Consider the following 4,584-nt stretch of genomic DNA (forward strand, 5'->3'; position numbering starts at 1 on the left):
CTGGAGATGGCGGTGCTCGGCCGCGTCGTGGCCGCGATGGGCGCGGCGGCCCGGGCCGCGGGGGTGCCCGTGGTCACCGGCGACACCAAGGTGGTCGAGCGCGGCCAGGCCGACGGGCTGTACGTCTGCACCGCCGGCGTCGGCGCCGTGCCCGCCGGGGTGGACATCCGCCCCGGGCGCGCCGCGCCGGGCGACGTCGTGCTGGTGTCGGGCGCGGTCGGCGCGCACGGCGTCGCCGTGCTGTCCCGGCGCGAGGGCCTGGAGTTCGGCACCGAGGTGCGCTCGGACACCGCGCCGCTGCACGGCCTGGTGGCGGCGCTGCTCGCCGCGGTCCCGGACGTGCACGTGCTCCGCGACCCCACCCGCGGCGGGGTCGCCGGCACGCTGTGCGAGATCGCCGAGTCCGCCCGCGTCGGCGTCGAGCTCGCGGAGGCGGCGGTGCCGGTGCCCCCGGGCGTCGCCGCGGCCTGCGGGTTCCTCGGGCTCGACCCGCTGCACGTGGCGAACGAGGGCCGGCTGGTCGCGGTCGTCCCCGGCGCCCGGGCCGAGGAGGCGCTCGCGGCCCTGCGCGCGCACCCCGCCGGGGCCGGCGCGGCGGTCGTGGGCCGGGTCACCGCCGAGCACCCGGGGCTGCTGCTCGCGCGGTCGCCGCTGGGCGCGGCGCGGGTGGTGCAGCGCCCGCTCGGGGAGCAGCTGCCGCGGATCTGCTGAGCCGCCGGCCGCCCGGCGCACCCCGTCCTGAGCATCGCGCGGGCGCCCCGCAGGCGGCGTGAAGGTCTCGTCGAGAGGCCTCCCGGACGCCACCGCTCGACGGGCGGACCCCGCGTCCGGCACCTACCGTCGAGACGGTGACGACCACCGCGCCGCCCCGCTCCGCCGGCCCCCACGCCGCGACGGCGACGGGCCGCACCCCGACGACCGCCGCGCGCGCGCCGCGCCTCGCCGCGCTCGACGCGCTGCGGTTCCTCGCCGCGATCGGCGTGCTGGCCTACCACTTCACCGCCCGGCAGACCGACGCGTGGGGGCGCGACCTGGCCGAGGTCGCGCCCGCGGTCGCCGGCTGGGCGACGTACACCTCGCTGGGCCCGGAGCTGTTCTTCGTGATCAGCGGGTTCGTCATCCTCATGACCGCGTGGGGCCGGTCGGTGCCGGACATCATCGGCTCCCGGGTGGCCCGGCTCTACCCGGCGTACTGGACCGGGGTGCTGCTGACCGGCGCGCTGCTGCTGTTCGTGTGGCAGGGCAAGCAGATCACCGGCGGCCAGGTGCTGGTGAACCTCACGCTGCTGCAGTCGCTGGTCGACGTCGGGCACGTGGACGGCGTCTACTGGACGCTCTGGGTCGAGCTGCGGTTCTACCTGCTGATCGCGGTGTTCGCCGCGGTCGGGATCACCCGGCGCCGGGTGCTGTGGTTCGCGGCGCTGTGGCCCGCCGCGGCGCTGCTGGCCCGCGCGCTGGGCTGGTCGGACGCGGTCACCTGGCTGGTGGCGCCGTACGCCCCGCTGTTCGCGGCGGGCATGGCGCTGTACGTCGTCCACCGCACCGGGCACGCCGTCGTGCCGTGGCTGCTGGTGGCGGCCAACACCGCCGCCGCGACCGCCGCGCTGGTGCCGGCCCGGATGCACTCGCTGGGCGCGAACTCGGTGGTCGAGCCGAGCGCGGTCCTGCTGGCGGTCGCGCTGCCCGCCTGCGTGGGCCTGGTCGCCCTGGTGTCGCTCACCCCGCTCGCGCGGTGGCGCTGGGCCGGGCTGACCGCCGCGGGCGCGCTGACCTACCCGCTGTACCTGACGCACGAGTACTGGGGCCTGTGGGTGGTCCACCTGCTGCACGACCGGCTGCCCGTGTGGGCGGTCCTCGCCGCCGCGACCGCGTTCTCGCTGCTGCTCGCGTGGCTGGTCCACCGGTTCGTCGAGAAGCCGTTCGGCCCGCGGCTGCGCCGCGCGACCACCGCGGGGTGCGAGCGGGTGCGGGACGCGCTGGTCGGGCTGGCCGGCCTGGTGCGCGCCGGGTTCCGGTCCGGTCAGGAGCCGGGGACGCCGCCCACCACGCCGGGCTCCAGGGAGCCGTCCCGGATCGCCGCGAAGAAGGACGGCGTCTGGTCCGGGTCGAGGAGCACGGTCGACCCGGCGTTCCCCGGGCGGTAGTCCAGGCTCTTGATCGGCGGCGTGCCGGTGATGCCGCCCGGGCCGGTGGCCGCACGGAACCCGAGCGCGAGCCGGCCGAGGTCGACGATGCCGGTCTCGTCGCTCGCGGTGAGCACGGCCGTGCCGGAGTCGATGAGCGCGACCTGCTTGCCGGGCTGGAGCAGCAGCGCGGGGTTCTCGGCCTTCGCCGCGACGGCGCTGATCAGCGCGCGCTGCCGCATGCCCCGGCCGATGTCGCCGGACGGGTCGGAGTACCGCATGCGCGAGTAGGCCAGCGCCTGCACGCCGTCGACGGTCTTGCAGCCGGGGGCGTCCCAGACCAGGCCCGAGTTCTTGTCGTCCAGCGGGAACGAGATGCCCGTGCTGTCGTCCAGGCAGAGCTCGACGCCGCCGAGGGCGTCGACGATCTGCTCGACGCCGCCGAACCCGATCTCGACGTAGTGGTCGACCGTGAGTCCCGTCAGCCCCTCGACGGTGCGGACGAGCAGCGGCGCGCCGCCCCAGGAGAACGCGGCGTTGAGCTTGCTCGGCTCGTGGTCCGGGATGTCGACGTAGGTGTCGCGCGGGAGGGAGATCAGAGCGGCCGGCCCCGACTCGGGGACCTGCAGCAGCAGGATCGTGTCGGTGCGGGCGCCGACCGTCTCGCTGTCCTCGATCGCGCCGTCCTCGCGGGAGTCGGAGCCGGCGAGGAGGTAGGTGGTCCCGGGCGTGTCGGCGGCGCCGGACAGCGCGGAGACGTGCTGGATCTTGCCGTCCGCCCAGAGGACGAGGCCGATCGGCCAGGCGAGCAGCAGCACGAGCGCGACGACCACGACCGCGGCCACGACCCGGCCGCGGCGGCGCCGGCGGCGCGGGGCGGCGGGGGGCGCCGCGGCGGCGGGGTCGGACGGGCGGCCGCCGCCGTGCGCGGCGGCGGGGCGGGTCCGGCCCGCGCCGACCGGGGCGGTCTGCCGGGGTGGGCGTGCCGCTGCCGGGCGGTCGGCGGCGCGGTCGGCCGCCCGGCCGGCGGGGCGGTCACCCGCGCCGACGGGGACGGCGCTGGAGCCCTGCCGGGCCGACGAGCGCACGGGCCCGGCGGCCGGGGCGCCGCCCGCGGCGGGCTCGGCGGCACCGCGGCCCGAGACGCGCACCGGGCGGGGGGCGTCGTCGCCGCCCCGGGGGGCGACCGGCGCGGGCGCGTCGCCCGCGCCGCGCGGGGCGGAGGTCCGCGCGGGCCGGGCCGGCGGGCGGGCCGGGCGCGCGGGGCGCGCCGCGGGGGCGTCGGGCGCGGGTGCGCCGACGGGCTGGGCGCCGTCGGCCGACGGGCGCCGGCCCGCCGCCCCGGGCGTGAAGCTCGGCGGGGTCCCGCGGGGGTCGTCGCGGCGGGGTCGGTCCTCGGGGCGCGCCACGGTCAGCCGCAGACCGCGGTGACGTCGCCGGCGGAGAACGCCTCCTTGCCCGCCTCGCGGGTCTGGGTGGTCGCCGAGGGCGCGGGGGCGGCGGGCGCCTCCGTGCCGGTGCCGGTCGTGCCGTCCCCGGCCCCGGGGTCGGCGGTGCCCGGGTCGGTGGTCCCCGGGTCGGCGGCCGTCGGGTCCTCCCCGGTGCCGGACAGCATCGGCTGGTCGGACGCGACGTTCGCCCAGATCGTGTCGGCCTCGGAGGTCCACACCACCCGGTTCGGGTCGCTCGGCGCCGCCGCGAACGGGATCGTCATGAAGGAGATGTTGTCAGCCGACGCGCCCCGGAGGCTGTAGGCGAGCCCGGCCATGTCGGAGATCGAGCTGAACCCGGAGTCGATCGACAGCGACTCGGTCGCCGAGTCGAGGAACCGGATCAGCTGGGTGATGTCGGTGAGCATGTTCTTGCTCAGCAGCTCGCGGACCACGGCGGCCAGCAGCTCCTGCTGGCGGCCGAGGCGGTTGGTGTCGGAGCCGTCGCCGACGCCCTTGCCGGTGCGCGCGCGGGCGAAGGCGAGGGCCGTCGTGCCGTCGAGCGTCTGCTCGCCGGCGGACAGGACCAGCCCGGCCTTCGGGGCGTCCATGTCGTTCGGGATGCAGATCGGGACGCCGCCGATGGCGTCGACCATCTTCGTGAAGCCGGCGAAGTCCACCACGACGAAGTGGTCGATCCGCACGCCGGTGTTCTGCTGCACCGTGTTGACGGCGCAGGCGGCGGCGGAGGCGATGTCGCCGCCCCGGTCGGCCCCGAGCGCGAACGCGGAGTTGAACATCGCGTTGCGCTGGGGGGAGGTGGTCTCGCCGCTGGACATGGTGCAGGACGGGATGTCCACCAGGGAGTCGCGGGGGATCGAGATGAGCTCCACCCGGGTCCGGTCCGCCGAGATGTGGGCCACGATCGTGGTGTCGGACCGCATGCCGCCGACGTAGCCGCCGATGGCCTCGTTCTCGCCGTCCCGCTCGTCCGAGCCCATCAGCAGGATGTTCACGTCGCGACCCGCGTT

The 4,584-nt window shown here is 77.4% G+C and carries 3 protein-coding genes and 1 pseudogene; 2 read left to right on the forward strand and 2 right to left on the reverse strand.

What is annotated here, in order from left to right:
- Both hypE and VER05_RS17340 read left to right on the forward strand, forming a co-directional pair.
- Positions 1-711, forward strand: a 711-nt coding sequence (gene hypE, locus VER05_RS17335; RefSeq protein WP_324846564.1) for a hydrogenase expression/formation protein HypE, incomplete at its 5' end; no start/stop codon positions are given.
- A gap of 137 nt (positions 712-848) precedes the next feature.
- Positions 849-1,889, forward strand: a pseudogene (locus VER05_RS17340) (acyltransferase family protein); the annotation flags it as partial.
- 131 nt (positions 1,890-2,020) lie between these two features.
- On the opposite strand, the gene VER05_RS17345 reads toward VER05_RS17340, so the two are convergent.
- Complete coding sequence (locus VER05_RS17345; protein WP_324846565.1) at positions 2,021-3,532, reverse strand: LCP family protein; 1,512 nt, start codon at positions 3,530-3,532, stop codon at positions 2,021-2,023.
- Between the two features lie 2 nt (positions 3,533-3,534).
- Positions 3,535-4,584 (reverse strand): LCP family protein (locus VER05_RS17350; RefSeq protein WP_324846566.1); only part of this gene is annotated, 1,050 nt, incomplete at its 5' end.

This window comes from Cellulomonas sp. (genome assembly GCF_035634735.1).
GTDB lineage: Bacteria > Actinomycetota > Actinomycetes > Actinomycetales > Cellulomonadaceae > Cellulomonas.